19 protein-coding genes are annotated in these 19,943 nt (G+C 72.7%); 18 read left to right on the top strand and 1 reads right to left on the bottom strand.

Annotated elements, in window-relative coordinates:
- Window positions 1–180: 180 nt before the first annotated feature.
- A complete protein-coding gene (locus tag QI554_RS43065) occupies window positions 181–936 on the bottom strand; it encodes a DUF3109 family protein (protein WP_281478894.1) in 756 nt (251 codons plus the stop codon).
- 215 nt (window positions 937–1,151) lie between these two features.
- Between QI554_RS43065 and QI554_RS43060 the strand changes: the two genes are divergently transcribed.
- From QI554_RS43060 to QI554_RS42975, 18 genes are all read left to right on the top strand, one after another.
- Window positions 1,152–2,081, top strand: a complete 930-nt coding sequence (locus QI554_RS43060) for a Ppx/GppA family phosphatase (protein WP_281478892.1) — start codon at window positions 1,152–1,154, stop codon at window positions 2,079–2,081.
- A gap of 234 nt (window positions 2,082–2,315) precedes the next feature.
- Window positions 2,316–3,095, top strand: coding sequence for a hypothetical protein (locus tag QI554_RS43055; RefSeq protein ID WP_281478890.1), 780 nt, complete (start codon window positions 2,316–2,318; stop codon window positions 3,093–3,095).
- Between the two features lie 283 nt (window positions 3,096–3,378).
- On the top strand, window positions 3,379–4,185 hold the full coding sequence (locus QI554_RS43050) for a sugar phosphate isomerase/epimerase family protein (RefSeq protein ID WP_281478898.1): 807 nt from the start codon (window positions 3,379–3,381) through the stop codon (window positions 4,183–4,185).
- A gap of 1 nt (window position 4,186) precedes the next feature.
- Window positions 4,187–4,918, top strand: coding sequence for a TetR/AcrR family transcriptional regulator (locus QI554_RS43045; protein WP_281478889.1), 732 nt, complete (start codon window positions 4,187–4,189; stop codon window positions 4,916–4,918).
- A 200-nt stretch (window positions 4,919–5,118) separates the two neighbouring features.
- Window positions 5,119–6,972 (top strand): dihydroxy-acid dehydratase, encoded by a 1,854-nt coding sequence (ilvD, locus tag QI554_RS43040; RefSeq protein WP_281478887.1) that lies wholly within the window; start codon window positions 5,119–5,121, stop codon window positions 6,970–6,972.
- Window positions 6,973–7,181: 209 nt separating this feature from the next.
- Window positions 7,182–7,934 carry an ABC transporter ATP-binding protein gene (locus QI554_RS43035; protein ID WP_281478885.1) on the top strand — a complete coding sequence of 251 codons (753 nt, stop codon included), beginning with the start codon at window positions 7,182–7,184 and terminating at the stop codon, window positions 7,932–7,934.
- The gene (locus QI554_RS43030) at window positions 7,931–8,662 is read left to right on the top strand and encodes an ABC transporter permease (protein ID WP_281478883.1); all 732 of its coding nucleotides are present in this window, start codon (window positions 7,931–7,933) and stop codon (window positions 8,660–8,662) included. Before QI554_RS43035 ends, QI554_RS43030 begins: the two co-directional genes overlap by 4 nt.
- A 126-nt stretch (window positions 8,663–8,788) precedes the next feature.
- Entirely contained in the window at window positions 8,789–10,657 is a 1,869-nt protein-coding gene (locus tag QI554_RS43025) for a TIGR03767 family metallophosphoesterase (RefSeq protein WP_281478881.1), read from the top strand.
- A 109-nt stretch (window positions 10,658–10,766) separates the two neighbouring features.
- Window positions 10,767–11,696, top strand: a complete 930-nt coding sequence (locus QI554_RS43020) for a proline dehydrogenase family protein (protein ID WP_281478879.1) — start codon at window positions 10,767–10,769, stop codon at window positions 11,694–11,696.
- An 88-nt stretch (window positions 11,697–11,784) separates the two neighbouring features.
- A complete protein-coding gene (gene proC, locus QI554_RS43015) occupies window positions 11,785–12,597 on the top strand; it encodes a pyrroline-5-carboxylate reductase (protein ID WP_281478878.1) in 813 nt (270 codons plus the stop codon).
- Entirely contained in the window at window positions 12,594–13,259 is a 666-nt protein-coding gene (locus QI554_RS43010) for an HAD family hydrolase (protein WP_281478876.1), read from the top strand. The genes proC and QI554_RS43010 overlap by 4 nt, the downstream gene beginning before the upstream one ends.
- A 62-nt stretch (window positions 13,260–13,321) precedes the next feature.
- Window positions 13,322–14,605: an MFS transporter gene (locus QI554_RS43005; RefSeq protein WP_281478875.1), complete on the top strand. Its 1,284-nt coding sequence runs from the start codon at window positions 13,322–13,324 to the stop codon at window positions 14,603–14,605.
- Window positions 14,606–14,615: 10 nt separating this feature from the next.
- Window positions 14,616–15,803, top strand: coding sequence for an acetoin utilization protein AcuC (locus QI554_RS43000; RefSeq protein ID WP_281478873.1), 1,188 nt, complete (start codon window positions 14,616–14,618; stop codon window positions 15,801–15,803).
- A 107-nt stretch (window positions 15,804–15,910) separates the two neighbouring features.
- Window positions 15,911–16,735: a phosphatase gene (locus QI554_RS42995; RefSeq protein WP_281478870.1), complete on the top strand. Its 825-nt coding sequence runs from the start codon at window positions 15,911–15,913 to the stop codon at window positions 16,733–16,735.
- Between the two features lie 148 nt (window positions 16,736–16,883).
- Window positions 16,884–17,087 carry a helix-turn-helix domain-containing protein gene (locus QI554_RS42990; protein ID WP_020549639.1) on the top strand — a complete coding sequence of 68 codons (204 nt, stop codon included), beginning with the start codon at window positions 16,884–16,886 and terminating at the stop codon, window positions 17,085–17,087.
- A gap of 211 nt (window positions 17,088–17,298) precedes the next feature.
- Window positions 17,299–17,397: a 30S ribosomal protein bS22 gene (locus QI554_RS42985; RefSeq protein ID WP_003948845.1), complete on the top strand. Its 99-nt coding sequence runs from the start codon at window positions 17,299–17,301 to the stop codon at window positions 17,395–17,397.
- 225 nt (window positions 17,398–17,622) lie between these two features.
- Window positions 17,623–18,678 carry an NAD-dependent epimerase/dehydratase family protein gene (locus tag QI554_RS42980; protein WP_281478710.1) on the top strand — a complete coding sequence of 352 codons (1,056 nt, stop codon included), beginning with the start codon at window positions 17,623–17,625 and terminating at the stop codon, window positions 18,676–18,678.
- Window positions 18,678–19,865, top strand: a complete 1,188-nt coding sequence (locus QI554_RS42975) for a lysophospholipid acyltransferase family protein (protein WP_281478708.1) — start codon at window positions 18,678–18,680, stop codon at window positions 19,863–19,865. The genes QI554_RS42980 and QI554_RS42975 overlap by 1 nt, the downstream gene beginning before the upstream one ends.
- Window positions 19,866–19,943: the final 78 nt, after the last annotated feature.

Here is a 19,943-nt window from a genome sequence, read left to right as displayed (position 1 = left end):
CCGCCCGATGCGAGGTGGTTCAGCGCGGACGGCCCGCGGGTCACGCCGCAACAGGACAAGGCCAACAGAACCAACGTTGGCAGGATCGGCTTGAGGCGCGGGCCGTCCGCGCGGAAAATCCAAGAGCGGGAGGGGCGTCAGGCCAAAACCGCAAACCAGGTCAGGAACGGTGCAGGAAAGCTACCGAGGCGACGCAGGATGCCGCGCCAACTTGGTCGCCTCATGAGCCTTACAAGCCTTGGCCAGTTCCTCGTAGGCCAGGTCCCCCATCAGCTCCCGCAGCTCCGGCTCGTACGACACGTACACCGGATCACTGCCCACGTGAGCCTCCGTCGCCCCGGTGCACCACCAGTGCAGGTCATGCCCGCCCGGCCCCCACCCACGGCGGTCGTACTCTCCGATGCCCACGACAAGGACACGGGTCTCGTCGGGCCGGTCCACCCAGTCGTACGTCCGTCGGATCGGAAGCTGCCAGCACACATCAGGCTTCGCCTCGAGCGGATGCCGCCCCTCCCGCAGCGCCTGTGCGTGCAGCGCGCAGCCTTCACCACCGGCGAACCCCGGGCGGTTCAGGAAAAGACAGGCCCCATCCACCCGTCGGGTCCGAGGCTCGTCGTCCTCGTCGGGCTCGGTCACCCCGTCAGCCGTACCGGTCTCGTAGTGCTGCCACGTCTCCGGTGTGAGCCGGGCGACCCACTTCATGACCCGGTTCTCGTCGTCCTCGTCGGACCAGTGGGCCCCGAGGGTGCAGCAGCCGTCCGCCGCACGGCCCGCCGCGATGCCCTGGCACCCGCTGCCGAACACGCACGTCCAGCGCGAGGTCAGCCAGGTGAGGTCGCAGCGGAAGACCTGTTCCGCGTCGTCGGGGTCGTCCTGCGGAGTCGGGTCGACGAACTCGAACCAGGCACGGGGGAAATCCAGGCTTACTTCAGGCACGCTGCAAGAGTAGGCCCTGCCAGGCCGATCTCCACGGACCCCCGGTCGATCTCCACGGCCGGCCGCGAGCCGGCCGCGGACCAGCCGCGAACCGGGACAAGCCAGGCAAAGACCCAGGCGACGAGCCAGGCAAGGCACTGGCCGGTTCGAGACCCCGCCCACCGTCCTGCCAGATGGTGCATGACGGCCGCACGGGGTGAGCTAGCGTCGACGGTATGCGACTCGGTGTTCTCGACGTGGGCTCCAATACCGTCCACCTGCTGGTGGTCGACGCGCACCCCGGCGCGCGGCCGCTTCCCGCGTACTCCCACAAGTCCGAGTTGCGGCTGGCCGAGCTGCTAGAGCCCGACGGCAGCCTGGGCGAGCCGGGCGTGGAGCGGCTCGTCGAGACCGTCGCGGATGCGCTGGAGGTCGCCGAGGACAAGGGCGTCGAGGACCTGCTCCCGTTCGCGACGTCCGCGCTGCGCGAGGCCGTGAACGGCGACGAGGTGCTGGCGCGGGTGCGGCGCGAAACCGCCGTCGACCTGCAGGTGCTGACAGGCGCGGACGAGGCCCGGCTCACGTTCCTGGCGGTCCGTCGGTGGTTCGGCTGGTCGTCGGGCCGGCTGCTGGTGCTGGACATCGGCGGCGGCTCGCTGGAGGTCGCGGCGGGCATAGACGAGGAGCCGGACGCGGCGGTGTCGCTGCCGTTGGGCGCGGGTCGGCTGACGCGGGCCTGGCTGCACGGTGACCCGCCGGGGCCGGACGAGGTGCGGGTGCTGCGCAAGCACGTGCGTACGGAGATCGCCCGCACGGTGGCGGAGTTCAGCCGGTTGGGCCGGCCTGACCACGTCGTGGCGACGTCGAAGACGTTCAAGCAGCTGGCCCGTATCGCCGGTGCTCCGGGGTCGAGTGAGGGCCCGTACGTCAAGCGTGTGCTGACCCGCTCCGCGCTCGCCGACTGGCTGCCCCGCCTGGCGTCGATGTCCACCGACCAGCGGGCGGCGCTGCCCGGGGTGTCCGAGGGGCGTGCTCCGCAGCTGGTCGCGGGCGCGGTGGTGGCCGACGCGGCGTTGGACCTGCTGAACGTGTCCCAGCTGGAGATCTGCCCGTGGGCGCTCCGCGAGGGCATCATCCTGCGCCGTCTGGACTGGATGGCCGGCTGACCGACCGGGCCTCGGCCGACCGCGCGTCGGCCGTTCGGAATCGGTCGCTTTCGTGTGCCATCCCGGTAACACGTGGCGAAGTGTGATCGACAAGGCCGTATGGTCTGGGGACGTCAGCGGGCGGTGCCGAATCCGAAGGGGGGAGCGGCACCGGGGGAAACCCGCCGACGACATCACCTACATCGTTCGCAACATCGTTCACACCGAACTGGGGGGTTCACGGTGCGTTCCACCATGACCATGCGCAAGTCCGCGGCGCGTTTCGCGGTCGTCCCGCTCATCGGGCTGGCCCTGACCGGCTTGACCGCGTGCGAGAAGAGCGACAAAAAGGCGTCCGCCGACGCGTCGTCGTCCGCCTCGGCGCCCGGCGCCGGCGCCGGCTCGTCGACCACCGGGTCGACCGCCAAGCCCACGCAGACCGGCGCCGCCCCCGGCGCCGGCAAGACGGGCCAGCCCGGCGGCGACCAGCTCGCGAAACTGCTGCTCAGCGACAGTGAGCTGCCGTCCGGCCTGTCGGCGGGGTCCACCTCGACCGACAAGTCCCCGGCCCGTCAGGAGAAGACGGCCGACCCGAACTGCCAGCAGCTCGTGTCCCACAACGTCAGCAAGGCCGCGACGGGCCACGCCGAGCGCGAGTACCAGAACGCCAAGTCGTCGTCGACGCTCTCCGGCGCGGCGGTCAACCTCGACAGCCAGTCGCACCCGTTCCTGATGCAGGAGTTCCAGGCCGAGCTGGCGGCGCTCAAGCGGTGCCAGACGGTCGACGTCACCGACGACGGCAAGGCGTCGATCTACACGTTCAGCGACGTCCGGCCCGACCGGTTCGGGCCCGACACCGTGGCGTTCCGCGTGCAGACCGTCGACAGCGACACGACGCTGTACATGTACGTCGTCCTCGCCGTGCGCGGCACCGTCGCGGTGTCCATGTCGACGTACACCACCGAGGCCGCGCCCGCCGAACCCGTGCAGTTCGCGCAGGCCCAGATCGCCAAGGTCGAGGCGGCCCTGAAGTGACCCGCGCCCCGGCACTCTGCCCCCTCGGGAGGCAGGGTGCCGGGTCCGGCGGCCCCCGTCCCGCACGCAATGCCACCGGAACGGGACGTTCCAGGTCAGTGCGCGGTGACTGCACGCGTGGGGGGTCCCGGAGCGGGGCGTGCGCTCTACTCTTGGCGACGTGGCCGACCCCAGGGATCACCTCGATCACGCTGCGCGCCGCCCCGTGAACGGGCTCGCGGCGCCGACGGTCGCGGCCGCGCCCGGAACCCCCGCCGGCGCGGAAGCGCGCGTACCGGACGCCATCCTGCGCGTGCCGGACGCCAAGATCGCCCTGTCCACCGCGTCGGTCTACCCCGAGTCGACGGCGACCGCCTTCGAACTGGCCGCCCGGCTCGGCTACGACGGCGTCGAGGTCATGGTGTGGACGGACCCGGTCAGCCAGGACATCGAGGCGCTGCGCCGGCTGTCGGACCACCACGGCGTGCCGGTGCTCGCCGTGCACGCGCCGTGCCTGGTGATCACGCAGCGCGTCTGGGGCACCGACCCGTGGGACAAGCTGGTCCGCGCCCGGGTGGCCGCGGAGCGGCTGGGGGCGAGCACGGTGGTCGTCCACCCGCCGTTCCGCTGGCAGCGCTCGTACGCGAGGTCGTTCGTCCAGGGCCTCGGCCGGATGGCGGAGGAGACGGACGTCATGTTCGCCGTGGAGAACATGTTCCCGTTCCGCTACCGCGACAAGGAGCTGGCCGCCTACGCGCCGGACTGGGACCCGACGGACGAGGACTTCCGGCACTTCACGCTGGACCTGTCGCACACCGCGACCTCGCGCGTGGACGCGCTGGCCATGGCCGCCAAGATGGGCCGCCGGCTGGGCCACATCCACCTCGCCGACGGCAGCGGTTCGATCAAGGACGAGCACCTGATCCCCGGCCGCGGCACGCAGCCGTGCGCCGAACTGCTGGAGGGCCTGGCCCGCCAGTCGTTCGCGGGAACGGTCGTGCTGGAGGTGAACACGCACCGCGCCACCGGCCGCGCCGAGCGGGAGGCCGACCTGGCCGAGGCGCTCGCGTTCACCCGGCTGCACCTGGCGGCCCCGGCCGAGGTCACCTGACATGGCCGCCGCCCAGCCGGGCGACACATCCCCGCGGCGCGGCCCGGGGCGGCCCGCGGGCCGCAGGTCGGGCGCGCCCGACACCCGACGACAGATCCTGGACGCGGCGCGCGCCGAGTTCGCGCGCAGCGGCTACGCGGGGACGTCGGTGCGCGGCATCGCCCGCTCGGCCGGCGTCGACCCGGCGCTGGTCCACCACTACTTCGGCCCGAAGGAGCGCGTGTTCATCGCCGCGCTCGACCTGCCGCTGGACCCGGACGTGCTGGTCCCGCACATCCTCGCGGACGGCCCCGACCGCATGGGGGAGCGGCTCGCCCGGTTCTTCTTCACCCTGTGGGAGGACCCCGAGCTGCAGCCCCGCATGCTCGCGCTGCTGCGGACCACGCTGGCCGGCGACGAATGGGACGGGGCCGAACCGACCGCGGGCGGCGAGAGCGGCGAAGCGGCCTCGGGCACAGGCGACGGGCGACCGCCGGGCGCCGACGGCCGACCCGTAGGCGGCCTGATCCGCGACTTCCTCACCACCGCGCTGTTCGCCCGCGTGGCCCGCGAGCTGGACGCCGACGCCCCCGAGGCGGCGCTGCGCGCCGGCCTCGCCGCGTCGCAGATGATGGGCCTGGCGTTCGGCCGGTACGTGCTGGGCCTGGAGCCGCTGGCCTCGACGCCGCCCGAGACGCTGGTCGCCGCGGTCGGCCCGACGCTGCAGCGCTACCTGCGCGGCGAGGTGGCCTGACCGGCCCGGTCGCCCCGCGGCCGGCCGCCGGACCCGGCCGACCCGCCGGATCCGCGCCGACACGGCACGACGGCCGCATCCTGGACGCGTCCGCCGCCGTCGCGCACGCCGCCGTAAGCTCGTGAGTACCCCCGACGTCGGACCCGGCCGCGAGCCGGGCGGGACGTCCTTCACGGACTACGAGCGAGAGGGTGTGCCCAGTGCCGCAACTGAGGTCTCGGACGGTCACCCACGGCCGCAACATGGCGGGCGCCCGCGCGCTGCTGCGCGCCGCCGGTGTCGAGCGCGAGGACTTCGGCAAGCCGATCATCGCGGTCGCGAACAGCTTCACCGAGTTCGTACCCGGCCACACCCACCTCGCCCCGGTCGGCCGGATCGTGTCCGACGCGATCAAGGCCGCCGGCGGCATCCCGCGCGAGTTCAACACGATCGCCGTCGACGACGGCATCGCGATGGGCCACAGCGGCATGCTCTACTCGCTGCCGTCCCGCGAGCTGATCGCCGACGCCGTCGAGTACATGGTCAACGCGCACCAGGCGGACGCCATCGTGTGCGTGTCCAACTGCGACAAGATCACCCCCGGCATGCTCATGGCGTCGCTGCGGCTGAACATCCCCACGGTGTTCGTGTCCGGCGGGCCGATGGAGTCCGGCAAGGCCGTGCTGGTGGACGGCACCGTCCGCACCCACCTCGACCTGATCACCGCGATCTCCGAGTCGGCCTCCGACAAGGTCTCCGACGAGGACCTGGAGCGCATCGAGGAGGCCGCGTGCCCGACCTGCGGGTCGTGCGCCGGCATGTTCACCGCCAACTCGATGAACTTCCTCGTCGAAGCGATGGGCCTGGGGCTGCCCGGCAACGGCTCGGTGCTGGCCACGCACACCGCCCGCAAGGCGCTGTACGAGCAGGCCGGCGCGGTCGCCGTCGAGCTGTGCAAGCGCTACTACGAGCAGGACGACGAGACGGTGCTGCCGCGCAGCATCGCCAACCGCGACGCGTTCGAGAACGCCATGGCGCTCGACATCGCCATGGGCGGCTCGACCAACACGATCCTGCACCTGCTGGCCGCCGCCCAGGAGGGCGAGGTCGACTTCGACATGGGCGACATCGACGCCCTGTCGCGGCGCGTCCCGTGCCTGGCCAAGGTCGCGCCGAACAACGCGCCGTACCACGTCGAGGACGTGCACCGCGCGGGCGGCGTCCCGGCGCTGCTCGGTGAGCTGCAGCGCGCCGGGCTGCTCCACGAGAACGTGCACGCGGTGCACGCCGACTCGCTCGCCGAGTGGCTCAAGAACTGGGACGTCCGCGGCGGTTCGCCGTCGCCGGAGGCCGTCGAGCTGTTCCACGCGGCGCCGGGCTGCGAGCGGTCCGCGACCGCGTTCAGCCAGTCGGCGCGCTGGGAGACGCTGGACCTGGACGTCGAGAACGGCTGCATCCGCGACGCCGCCCACGCGTACAGCAAGGACGGCGGACTGGGCATCCTGGTCGGCAACCTCGCCGTCGACGGCTGCGTCGTGAAGACCGCCGGCGTCGACGAGTCCATCTGGACGTTCTCCGGTCCGGCCGTCGTGGTCGAGTCGCAGGAGGACGCGGTCGACGCGATCCTGACCAAGCGCGTCAAGGAGGGCGACGTGGTCGTCGTCCGCTACGAGGGCCCCAAGGGCGGCCCGGGCATGCAGGAGATGCTCTACCCGACGTCGTTCCTGAAGGGCCGCGGCCTCGGCGCCAAGTGCGCGCTGATCACTGACGGACGGTTCTCCGGCGGCACCTCCGGCCTGTCCATCGGCCACGTCTCCCCGGAGGCGGCGGCCGGCGGTGTGATCGCGCTGGTCGAGGACGGCGACATCGTCTCGATCGACATCCCGAACCGCTCGATCACGCTGGACGTCTCCGACGAGGTGCTGGAAGCCCGGCGCGAGAAGCTGCTCGCGACCCTCGGCAAGTACCGCCCGGCCAACCGCGACCGGCAGGTCAGCACCGCGCTGAAGGCCTACGCCGCGATGGCCACGTCGGCCGACAAGGGCGCCGTCCGGGACGTCAGCCTCCTGGACTGACCCCGACCGGAGCACAAAAGGCCGCCCCCGCACCGGACCCCCGGTCGGGGGCGGCCTCGTTTTCGCCGCTCACGACGGGACGGCGAACGTGTCCGGGGCGGCCGGTGAGCTCTTGTTCCACGTGAAACATGCGGTTGGCCGGGAGGCGCCGCGTGCCCAACCGGTGGTTCATCTTGACGGGGGAGCGCGGCCGGTTCGATATTCGGCGCATGCTGAATTCAGCGCCCGGTGCCGCGATCGACGCGGACGGGCTGCGCGTGGTGCGCGGTGGGCGCACCGTGTTGCGGGACGTCGCGTTCAGCGTCCCGCGGGGGAGCGTGACCGGCCTGCTCGGCCCCAGCGGCTGCGGCAAGAGCACGCTCATGCGCGCCGTCACCGGCGTCCAGGACAACGTGTCCGGCCGCCTCGACGTCCTCGGACTCCCGGCCGGCGACCGGCGGTTGCGCGACCGGGTCGGCTACGTCACGCAGGCCCCGTCGGTGTACGCCGACCTGACCGTGCGCGAGAACCTCCACTACTTCGCCGCCCTGCTACGCGCTCCCGCGCGCGACGTCGACCGGGTCGTCGAGCAGGTCGACCTCGGCGACCACCAACACGCCCGCGTCGAACGGCTGTCCGGCGGCCAGCGCGCCCGGGTCTCGCTCGCCGCCGCGCTGCTCGGCACGCCCGAGCTCCTCGTCCTCGACGAGCCGACCGTCGGACTCGACCCGGTGCTGCGCCGCGACCTGTGGGCGCTGTTCCACCGGCTCGCCGCCGACGGCGCGACGCTGCTGGTGTCCAGCCACGTCATGGACGAGGCCGAGCGCTGCAAGGAGCTGCTGCTCATGCGCGACGGCGAACTGCTCGCCCAGGACACGCTGCCGGAGCTGCTGGCCCGTACCGGGACCGACAGCGCCGAGTCGGCGTTCCTCGCACTGATCGAGAGCCGCGGCGACGCCGACCCGGAGGAGGCCCGCCGATGAACGCGCTGACCGCCACCGCGCTCCGCGTGCTGCGCCAGCTGCGCCACGACCCGCGCACCATCGCCCTCATGCTGCTGGTGCCGTGCCTGCTCCTCGCGCTGCTGCGCTGGCTGTACGACGGTTCGCCGCAGACCTTCGACCGCATCGGCGGCCCGCTGCTCGGGATCTTCCCGTTCGTCGTCATGTTCCTGGTGACCTCGGTCGCCACGCTGCGCGAGCGGTCGACGGGAACGCTCGAGCGGCTGCTGACCCTGCCGATCCGCAAGGCCGACCTGATCGGCGGGTACGCGCTGGCGTTCGGCTTGGTCGCGGTCGTGCAGGCGGTGCTGGCCACCGGGCTCTCCGTCGGGCTGCTGGGCCTCGACGTCGCCGGCGCGACCTGGCTGGTGCTGCTGGTCGCGGTGCTGGACGCGCTGCTCGGCCTCGCGCTGGGGCTGCTGGTCAGCGCGTTCGCGAACACCGAGTTCCAGGCGGTGCAGTTCATGCCGGCCGTGGTGCTGCCGCAGTTCCTGCTGTGCGGGCTGCTGGTGCCGCGCGACCAGATGCAGCCGGTGCTCCGGGCGATCTCGGACGTGCTGCCGCTGTCGTACGCCGTCGACGCGATGGTCCGGCTGACCGGCTCGTCCGAGGTGGGCTCCCGGCTGGTGCTGGACATCGCCGTGGTCGCGGGCTGCGTGCTCGCGGCGCTCGGCCTCGGCGCGCTGACCCTGCGTCGGCGCACGCCGTGATCCGTGTCCGGAACGTTGCCGGATCTCGCTACTCCGTATGAGGTCAACAAGACCTACTCTCCGGTACGGTCGTGCGGCCACAAGGGCGACGAGGGCCAGAGGGCACGAGGGTCGGGAGGGCCGCACATGAGTGTGAGTCGGCGTGATGTCCTGCGGTACACCGCCGCAGGGGCGGCGGCCGTGGGCGGAGGCGTCGCGCTCAGCGGCTGCTCCGACGACGACACGAAGGACGGCGGCAAGCCGTCCCAGAGCGCCGGCGCGACCGGGCAGCCGGGCGGCGCCGCCGTCGAGCCGGGCGCCACGACGCTCGAGAAGACGCTCGTGCTCGGCCCGGCGGGGGCCGGCGGCTACAAGAAGATTGTCGCGGGCCCCGGCGAGCCGCACCTGGTGCGCGCCGACCTCGCGCCCGGCGCCGGGACCGACGAGGCGGCGGCCAAGGCGCGTGCCGCCAAGCGCACGCCGGTCGTCGCGTTCACCCAGCTGACCGACATGCACATAGTCGACTGCCAGTCGCCCGCCCGCGTCGAGTTCCTCGACCGCAACCGCGACCCGGGCGAGCAGTTCGCCAAGCTGCTGCCCGTCGAGGGCGCCTACCGGGCGCAGGAGATGCTCTCCGCGCAGGTCGGCGAGGCGATGGTGCGCGCCGTCAACAAGCTCGACAAGGGCCCCGCGACCGGCGCAAAGATCGAGTTCACGATCGTGACCGGCGACAACACGGACAACGTGCAGTACAACGAGCTGCGCTGGTACATCGACCTGCTCGACGGCGGCAAGGAGATCCGGCCCGACTCCGGTTCGCACGACAAGTACGAGGGCGTCGCCGACCAGGTCGCCTACGACGAGCGCTACTGGCACCCGGACGGCACCCCGCCCGGCGCCCAGGACGACGTGCCGCGCGCCAAGTACGGCTTCCCGACCGTGCCCGGCCTGCTCGACGCGGCCCGCAAGCCGTTCAAGGCCACCGGCCTGCAGACCCCGTGGTACGCCGCGTACGGCAACCACGACGGCCTCGTGCAGGGCAACCTCGCGCCCAACGAGATCATCGCCAAGGCCGCGGTCGGCGCGAGCAAGGTGACCGCGCTGCCGGCCGCCGTCCAGTCCGGACCCGCATTGCTGTCGCTGATGCTGCAGCTCCAGTCGGGCAGCCAGCAGGCCGTGCAGACGCTGCTGTCGGGCCCGTCGCGCCCGGTCACCGCCGACCCGGACCGGCGCACGCTCAACCGCACCGAGACGGTCAAGGAGCACTTCCGTACCTCGGCCAAGCCGGAGGGGCACGGCTTCACGCAGGAGAACATCGCCGCCGGGACCGCCTACTACACGGCCGACCACGGCAAGGTCCGCTGCATCACGATGGACACGGTCAACCCGGCCGGCGGCTCGGAGGGCTCGCTCGACCAGGACCAGTTCGCGTGGATCGCCGAGCAGCTGAAGGCCGGCAGCAGCCGCTACCTGGACGAGCAGGGCAAGGAGGTCCAGAACCCGGGGGCCGCCGACAAGCTGTTCGTGCTCTTCAGCCACCACACCTCCACGTCGATGGACAACGCCCCGCTCGGCAGCAACCGCGTCGTGGGCGAGAAGCTCGTCGCCCTGCTGCTGCGCTTCCCGAACGTGGTCGCGTGGGTCAACGGCCACTCGCACCGCAACACCGTGCGGCCGTACGCCCGTCCGGCCGGAAGCCCGGTGCCCGGCGGCTTCTGGGAGGTCAACACCGCCGCCCACATCGACTGGCCGCAGCAGGCCCGGATCGTCGAGATCGCCGACAACAAGGACGGCACGCTGTCGGTGTTCGGCACCGTCGTCGACAGCTCGGCGCCGTCCACGAACAACGGCAAGCTGGACGACCCGGTCGCGCTCGCCGCGCTGTCCCGCGAGCTGGCCGCCAACGACTGGCAGGAGCGCGACCGCGCCGACCCGGCCGAGGACGGCAAGCGCGGCAAGGCGAGCGACCGCAACGTCGAACTGCTGCTGGCGGCGCCCGCCTGGCTGAAGGGCTGAGCCGGCCAGGGCCGCCCAATCGGACAATCCTCTGAAAACGTACTGAACCGCTTTAGTGTGGAGAACGCGCGGGGGCCCGCCCCGCGCGTTCTCCGCCAAGCGAGGATCCGTGCTGCGCCAGGCCCTGCTCTCCGTCTCCCGGAGCACCAAGGTCAAGAACCTGGTCGAGACCGCCCCCGGCACCCGCGCGCTGGTGCACCGCTTCGTCGCGGGCGACCGCGCCTTCGACGCCGTCCGCGTCACCGAACGCCTCGCCGCCGAGGGCCTCTACGTCAGCATCGACCACCTCGGCGAGGACACCCTCGACCCCGCGCACGCCCACGCCGTCCGCGAGGCCTACCTCATCCTCCTCGGCCGCCTCGACGACGCCGGCCTGGCCGGCAACGCCGAGGTCTCCGTCAAGCTCTCCGCCCTCGGCAGGCAGCTCCCCGTCGACGGCGCCGGCATCGCCCTCGACCACGCCCGCGCGGTGTGCGAAGCCGCCAAGACGTACGGCACCACCGTCACCCTCGACGCCGAGGACCACACCACCACCGACACCACCCTCGACGCGCTGCGCGAACTGCGCGCCGACTACCCGTGGGTGGGCGCCGTCGTCCAGGCCTACCTGCGCCGCACCGAAGCCGACTGCCGCGACCTCGCCACCGCCGGCTCCCGCGTCCGGCTGTGCAAAGGCGCCTACCGCGAACCGGAGTCCGTCGCCTTCCCCACCCGCCACGAGGTCGACCTCAGCTACGTCCGCTGCCTCAAGACCCTCATGGCCGGACCCGGCTACCCCATGGTCGCCACACACGACCCCCGCCTCATCGAACTCACCGGCATGCTCGCCGCCCGCAACCGCCGCGAACCCGGCACCTACGAATTCCAGATGCTCTACGGCGTCCGCCCCGGCGAACAGGTCCGGCTCGCCGCCCAGGGCGAGAGGGTCCGCGTCTACGTGCCGTACGGTGACCAGTGGTACGGGTACCTCATGCGCCGACTGGCCGAGCGCCCCGCCAACCTGACCTTCTTCCTGCGGTCGCTCGCCACCCGACGCTGAACGGGCGGCGCGCCGCCGCGCGAAGCCATCACGGCCGCCGCCCCGCCCGAACGGGACGGCGGGCCGGCGAGCGAGCACGAGGTGCCCCATGACCCAGCAGCGGGTCGCCGTCATCGGCGCCGGCAAGATCGGCGAAGCCCTGCTGTCCGGCATGCTCCGCGGCGGCAAGCGCCCGTCGGACCTCCTGGTCACCGCGCGCCGCGCGGAACGCGCGCGGGAGCTGCACGACCGCTACGGCGTCGAGACGATGACCAACACCGAGGCCGCCAAGGCCGCGGACACCCTCATCCTCACCGTCAAGCCGCAGGACATGGGCGTCCTCCTCGACGAACTCGGCCCGCACGTCCCGGCCGACCGGCTCGTCGTGTCCGGCGCGGCCGGCATCCCCACCGCGTACCTGGAGCGCCGCCTCGCCGCGGGCACCCCGGTCGTGCGCGTCATGACCAACACCCCCGCGCTCGTCGACGAGGCCATGAGCGCCATCTCGCCCGGCGCGCACGCCACCGAGGAACACCTGCGCCGCACCGAGGAGATCTTCCAGGGCGTCGGCAAGACCATCCGCGTCCCCGAGAAGCAGCAGGACGCCGTCACGGCGCTCTCCGGTTCGGGCCCGGCCTACTTCTACCTCCTCGTCGAGGCCATGACCGACGCTGGCATCCTCCTCGGACTGCCGCGCGCCGCAGCGCACGACCTCATCGTCCAGGCCGCGGTCGGCGCGTCCGTCATGCTCCGCGACTCCGGCGAACACCCCGCGCTGCTGCGCGAAGCCGTAACCTCGCCGGCCGGCACCACCATCGCCGCGATCCGCGAACTGGAGAACCACGGCGTGCGGGCGGCCCTGCTCGCGGCGCTCGAAGCCGCCGCCAACCGCTCCAAGGAGCTCGCGGAAGGGCTGAAGTGACCGACGCCCCGACGGTCCGACCCGGGCTGGTGATCTTCGACAACGACGGCGTGCTCGTCGACTCGGAGCCGCTCGCCAACCGGGTGCTGGGCGATCTGCTGACGTCGTACGGGATACCCACCACCACGGAGGAGGCCGTCCACGACTACATGGGCGGCTCGCTCAAGCGGGTGCGGGACATCATCCGCGCCCGGCACGGCCGCGAGCTGCCCGACGACTTCGAGGACGCCTACCACGCAGGCGCGTTCGCGGCCTTCCGCGCCGAACTGGCGCCGGTGCCCGCGGTCGACGAGCTGCTCGACGCGCTCGACGCCGCCGGGATCCCGTACTGCGTCGCGTCGTCCGGGAGCCACGAGCGCATCCGCGTCACGCTCGGCAAGGCCGGTTTCCTCGACCGCTTCGCCGACGCGGTGATCTTCAGCAGCGCCGACGTCGCGCACGGCAAGCCCGCCCCCGACCTGTTCCTCCTTGCCGCCGAGAAGATGGGCGTCGCGCCGGGGGAGTGCGTCGTGGTCGAGGACAGCCCGCTCGGTGTCGAAGCCGCCCGCGCGGCGGGCATGCGGGTGTACGGCCACGCGGCCATGACGCCCCGCGAACGCCTGGCGGACGCGGACGCGGTCTGCGCGGACATGACGGAGGTGCGCGGGCTCCTCGGGGTGTGATCGCAAAAGATCACCCAAGAAGCCTCGCCATCGGACCCAACCCGCCAGTAACGTCCCGCCCCATGCAGGCCACCGAACCGCAGGACCCGACCGAGGGCGCCGTCGCGCCGACGACCGCGCCGACGGTCGGCGAACGCGCGCGCGGGGAGGCCGGACCCGACGCGATACGCCGGGCCCGGGCCGCGGTGTTGGCCGCGTTCCTCATCCAGGGGGCGTCGTTCGCGGCGCTCGTCACGCGGGTGCCGGCCATCCAGGACCGCTACGGGCTCAGCGACGGGGCGCTCACGCTCGTGCTGTCGCTCGTCCCGATCATCGCGGGGGTCGGCAGCGCGGTCGCCGAGAAGCTCGTCGCCCGGTTCGGCAGCGCGCACGTGCTCTGGACGGCGCAGCCCGTCGTCTGCGTCGCCGCCGTCGGCGTCGGCGCGGGCCGGGAGGTCTGGGAACTCGCGGCCGTCCTCGCCGTCTTCGGCCTGGCCCTCGGCGCCGTCGACGCGACCATGAACATGCAGGCCGTCGGCGTCCAGGCAGTACAGGGACGCAGCGTCATGAACGGCTTCTACGCCGCCTGGAGCCTCGGCGGCATGGCGGGCGCCGGGCTCGCGACGCTCGCCGACCACAAGGACGTCGGCCTGCTCGTCACGTACACGATCAGCGCCGCCATCACCGCCCCCGCCGCCCTCCTCGCCGGACGCCACTACCTGCGCACCCCGAAGGCCGACCACCCCGAACCCGTCGCGGACACCGCAGCCGGGCCCGCCGTCCCGTGGCGCGTCCTGCTCCCGCTCTGCGCCGTGATGACGTTCATCTACCTCGGCGACTCGGCGATCTCCAGCTGGGGCGCGGTCTACGCCGAGAAGGTCCAGCACGCCGACGACAACACGGCGCTGCCGTATCTCGTCTACATGATCACCGCCCTCGTCGGCCGCAGCCTCGGCGACCTCGGCGTGCGCCGCTGGGGCGCGCTCCCCGTCGTCCGCGTCGGAGCGCTCACCGCCGCCGTCGGGTTCGCCGTCGTCATCGCCGCCCCCGACCAGGCCGTCTCGCTGCTCGGCTTCACCGTCCTCGGCCTCGGCCTGTGCACGCTCGTCCCGCTCACCTTCGCGGCCGGCGCCCAGACCGCCCCGGGCAACCCCGACGCGGCGATCGCCCGCCTCAACCTGTTCAACTACGCCGGATTCCTGGTCGGCACGCCGCTGATCGGCGCCGTCGGCGACCTCGCCGGGTTCCGCGCCGCGATGGCCGTGCCGCTGCTGCTCGTTCTCGGGATCCTGCCCCTGGCGCGCGCGTTCGCGCCGCAGGGTGAAGCCCGTCACGACCACGACCGGAGCGCGGTGTCCGACCGGTAGCGTTGAGCGCATGAGCCGAGCCGTGCAGCTGCTGTGGGACGACCGCATGACCGGCTACGACTTCGGCGCCTGGCATCCCATGAAGCCGGTCCGGCTGCGTCTGACGATCGACCTCGTCCGCGCCTTCGGCCTGGACGCCGCCGACGGACTCACCGTGCTGGCCCCGCCGGTGGCCACCGACGAACAGCTCCGGCTCGTCCACACCGCCGACTACATCGCCGCCGTGCGCCGCGCCTCCGAGGACCCGTCGTGCGCCGACGTCGCGTGCGGCATCGGCACCGACGACACCCCCGCGTTCAAGAACATGCACGAGGTGTCGGCGCTGATCGCCGGCGGCTCGCTCGCCGCCGCCGACGCGGTGTGGACCGGCGCCGCGCCGCACGCCGTCAACTTCGCCGGCGGCCTGCACCACGCGATGCCCGGCGCCGCGTCCGGCTTCTGCGTCTACAACGACGCCGCGCTCGCGGTCGCCCGCCTGCTCGAACTCGGCGCCGAACGCGTCGTGTACGTCGACGTCGACGTCCACCACGGCGACGGCGTGCAGGCGGTGTTCTGGAACGACCCGCGCGTCATGACGATCAGCCTCCACGAGAGCCCGCGCTTCCTGTTCCCCGGCACCGGGTTCCCCGAGGAGACCGGCGGCCCCGACGCCGAGGGCACGGCCGTCAACGTCGCCCTGCCGCCGGGCGTCTCCGACAGCGGCTGGCTGCGCGCGTTCGACGCCGTCGTGCCGCCGCTCGTCGAGGCGTTCGCCCCCGACGCGCTGGTCAGCCAGCACGGCGCCGACACCCACATCGAGGACCCGCTCGCCCACCTCGGCCTCACCATCGACGCGCAGCGCGCCGCCGCCGTCGCCCTGCACGACCTCGCCCACCGGCACTGCGCGGGCCGGTGGATCGCCACCGGCGGCGGCGGGTACGCGGCCACCGACGTCGTGCCGCGCATCTGGACGCACCTCGTCGCCGAGGCCGCGCACCTGCCGATCGCGCCCGGGACCGAGGTGCCGTTCGACTGGCGCGAGCAGGTCCGCATCATGACCGGCGAGTCGGGCCCGCAGCGCATGACCGACGGCGGCACCGGCGCGTTCCGCGCCTTCTCGGGCGGGTACGACCCGTCCGACCGGCTCGACCAGGCCGTTCTCGCGACGCGCCGGGCGGTGTTCCCGGCCCACGGGCTCGACCCGTTGTTCGATATCTAGATATTCACCGGAGGCCTGACGGAAGACGCCGGCGCAACACCTCGCCGCCGCCTTCCGGGCGGAGCATCCAGTCGGAACAGCTCGCACCCCCTCGAACGACGTGGCAGGTGGACGTGACGGCACACGGCAACAACCGGGCCCCCGACCGCACCGCACTGCGCGCGCACCTGCTGCGCGGCCGCATCGCGGGCGACGTGGCCACCCCGCGTGAGAACAACCTGCGGCACTACCGCCTGATGAGCGAGCGCCACCCCGGCTACCTGTTCGGGCTCGAACCCGACGGGGTGTGGACCCCGGAGCAGGTCCTCGCGCTCATGGTCAAACGTTGCGGAGTCGCCGCCGATCCGGATCACCTGCACGGCCAGGACACCATCGACCCGGACCTGACGCTCGGCGCCCTCGACGCGTACGCCGACCGCCTCGCGCTCGCCGCCGAGCGCCGCGAGCGGGTCTTCGTCGGCACCGGCCACCCGGACGGCCTCGGCGACTACTACCGATCGCTGGCGCGCGCACTGCGCGACGCCGGGTGTACCCTCCCTCGCCCCGCCCGCGGCTGGCGCTACCACACGCCCGCCGCCGAGGGCGGAAAGCCGCGCGTCGTCGACTACCGCGGCCCGGTCGCGGTGGTCACCGACGAGGCCGGCGAGCCCAAGCACACCCACTCCGCGCGCCCCATCCGCGCCGTGCTCGCCGAGCTCGCCGACGCCGGGGAACCGCTGCCGGACCTGGTGGTCGGCGACCACGGCTGGGCCGGCGGCGCGGGCCAGGCCGGCGTCGACGCGATCGGCTTCGCGGACTGCAACGACCCCGCGCTGTTCGTCGGTGCCGAGGAGGGCCGGGTCCTGGTGGCGGTGCCGCTCGACGACAACGTCCAGCCCCACCTGTACCGCCCGTTGCTGGCGTACGTACTGAATCGGGCGGGACTGTCCTGAAACAAGCCGGATGGGCGAAACAGGCCGGATAACTCCTCCTCTTCCCCACTGGTACCACCCGCCACTACCCTGAAAGGACGCACGTGCGTGTGGATGTCACCGGAGGGGAAGCCGGTGCCCGTCGCGTGCTGAATGGTTCAGGTGCGGCATGGCTTCTGGAGAGAGGCCTCTCAACGAGGTCAATTTTCTGACTGTGGCCGAGGTGGCTGCGGTCATGCGGGTGTCCAAGATGACCGTGTACCGACTGGTGCACAGTGGCGAGATGCCCGCCATCAGGGTTGGCCGGTCGTTCCGGGTTCCGGAACAAGCCGTCCACGACTACCTGCGGGACTCGTACGTCGAGACCGCGTAGCGCTGCGCGGCCCACCCGACCCGACCCGCCGCGCGACGTCCCCGGACGCCTCGTTTCTGGCTGCCCGGGAACGGCGAGTAGGCTATGGCCAGACGTGCGGGCTGTCTCGGCTCCGCGCAGTGGAATGCGCCCCGGCGAGAGCATGGGGCGATCCGTTCTCTCCGCGCAGGCGGGGTCGTCGTCCGTAGCAACACGTGAGTGAGGGTTTTCGGTGGGCTCTGTCATCAAGAAGCGTCGTAAGCGCATGGCGAAGAAGAAGCACCGCAAGCTGCTGAAGCGCACGAGGGTTCAGCGTCGCAACAAGAAGTAGTAGCTGCTTGCAGCCCTCCCAGGCCGCTGCCCCATCCTTTCGGGTGTCGGGCGGCGGCCTGGTGTGCGTTCCCCCGCCGGTGGTGTTTCGATCGGCCGTTCGGTGTGAACGACTGGTTAAGCCCGTCCCGGTTCGCCGCGGGGCCGACTACGTTGTGATCCGTCGCCTCATGTACGCGGCCGGACACCGGTCGTCGCCGCCCGTCGGCTTCGGGGAGAGGGCTTAATGGCCAAAGTGGTGCTGGTCACCGGCGTGACCCGGGATCTGGGCAGCCGGTTCGCCCGGATGATCCTGCGGGTGCCGGGCGTGGAGCGGGTCATCGGCGTGGACGCCGTCGAACCGCGCTACGAGCTCGACGGCGTCGAGTTCGTGCACGCCGACATCCGCAACCCGATGATCGCGAAGGTCGTCGCGTCCGCCGCCGTCGACACCGTGGTGCACCTCAGCCCCGCCGAGACCCCGCCCGCCGGGTACCCGGCCGGAGCGTCGGCCAAGACGTCGGCCAAGGAGACCAACGTCATCGGCACGATGCAGCTGCTCGCCGCGTGCCAGAAGGCGCCCTCGATCCGCAAGCTCGTGGTCCGGTCGACGACCGCCGTGTACGGGGCCTCGCCGCGCGACCCGGCGATCTTCGAGGAGGACATGGAGCCGCGCGTCCCGCCGTCCTCCGGATGGGCGAAGGACGCGCTCGAGGTCGAGGGCTACGTGCGCGGCTTCGTCCGGCGCCGCCCCGACGTCGCGGTGACCGTGCTGCGCTTCGCGCCGATCCTCGGTCCGACCATCTCTTCCCCGATGGCGGACTACTTCTCGCTCACCCTGCTGCCGACCGTGCTCGGCTACGACCCACGGCTGCAGTTCGTCCACGAGGACGACGTGCTGGCGTCGCTGCGGGTGGCGACGGACGGCGCCCAGCCCGGCACGTACAACATCGCCGCCGACGGCATCCTGCTGCTGTCGCAGGCCGCGCGGCGGCTCGGCCGGCCGGTGGTGCCGGTGCCCTCGCCCGCGGTCGGCCTGGTCGGGCAGGGGCTGCGCCGGATCGGCGCGGTGGACCTGTCGGCCGAGCAGGTGCGGCTGCTCACGCACGGCCGGGTCGTGGACACCGCGCGGGCGCGCGAGCGGCTCGGCTTCGTGCCGCGCCGCACGACCGCCGAGACTTTCGAGGACTTCGTACGCGGCCGCGGGCTGCGCGGCCTGATCGGTCCCGAGCGCATCGGACAGGTGCCCGACCGCATCGCGTCCCTGCTGCTCGCGAGGACCGCTCACGAGGAGGAGCACTGATGGGTGACGCCCGGATCATCCCGTTCGACGGTGCCGCGGGCGGTGCGCGCGGCGGCCGGGGCCCGCGGCGCGCCGGGCGCGGCGCGCGGTCGGCGCAGGCGGCGGTGAGCCAGGTCGCCGACGGGGTCGACGGGGCGTCCGACGGTACGGACGCGGGCCCCGAGGACGCCGTCCCGGTGCGTGAGCGCCCTGCCCGGGTGCGGGCGCTGGGCGCCGCGCCGGAGGCCGGCGAGACACCCGGCGGCTCCCGCGGGCGTTCGGGGACGCCGGGGCTCGGCCTGCTCGCGGGCGCCCTCGGCGGCCTGGCCGGCGGCGCCGTGCGCGGCCTCGCCGACGGCCTCGCGGGGCCCGGCTGGGAGGACAAGGCCGCCGACGGGCTGGCGTTCCTGCGCCGCCGGATCACCGGCGACTACGAGGTCGACGAGTTCGGCTTCGACCAGGAGCTGACCGACCAGCTGATCATGTCGCTGCTCCGGCCGTTCTACGACACGTACTTCCGGGTCGAGGTCAAGGGCCTGGAGAACATCCCGGGCAAGGGCGGCGCGCTGATCGTCGCGAACCACTCCGGGACGCTGCCGCTGGACGCGCTGATGACGCAGGTCGCGGTGCACGACCACCACCCCGACAGCCGCAACCTGCGGCTGCTCGGCGCCGACCTGGTGTTCCAGCTGCCGCTGATCGGGCAGCTGGCGCGCAAGAGCGGGCACACGCTCGCGCACCCCGCGGACGCCGAACGGCTGCTGTCGCAGGGCGAACTGGTCGGCGTGTGGCCGGAGGGCTACAAGGGGCTCGGCAAGCCGTTCAAGGACCGCTACAAGCTGCAGCGGTTCGGGCGGGGCGGGTTCGTGTCGTCGGCGCTGCGCACCGGCGTGCCGATCGTCCCGTGCTCGATCGTCGGGGCCGAGGAGATATACCCCATGATCGGCAACGCGCGGACCCTCGCGCGGCTGCTGGGGCTGCCGTACTTCCCGGTGACGCCGACGTTCCCGCTGCTCGGCCCGGTCGGGCTGCTGCCGCTGCCGACCCGCTGGCGCATCGAGTTCGGCGCGCCGATCCGCACCGACCGGTACCCGGCGCACACCGCCGACGACCCGATGGTGGTGTTCAACCTGACCGACGAGGTCCGCGAGACGATCCAGCACACCATCTACCGGGTGCTGATGCAGCGCAGGTCGGTCTTCTTCTGAGCCGGCTTCCGGCCGGGCGCGCCACTGGGCACCCGGCCGGGCACCGCACGTGAAACGGCGCCGCCGCGGACCACTGGT

Source organism: Yinghuangia seranimata (assembly GCF_029953285.1).
GTDB classification, from domain to species: Bacteria; Actinomycetota; Actinomycetes; order Streptomycetales; family Streptomycetaceae; genus Yinghuangia; species Yinghuangia seranimata.
Note: the sequence above shows the minus strand (reverse complement) of the source record. Positions and strands in the feature narration are given on the sequence as shown.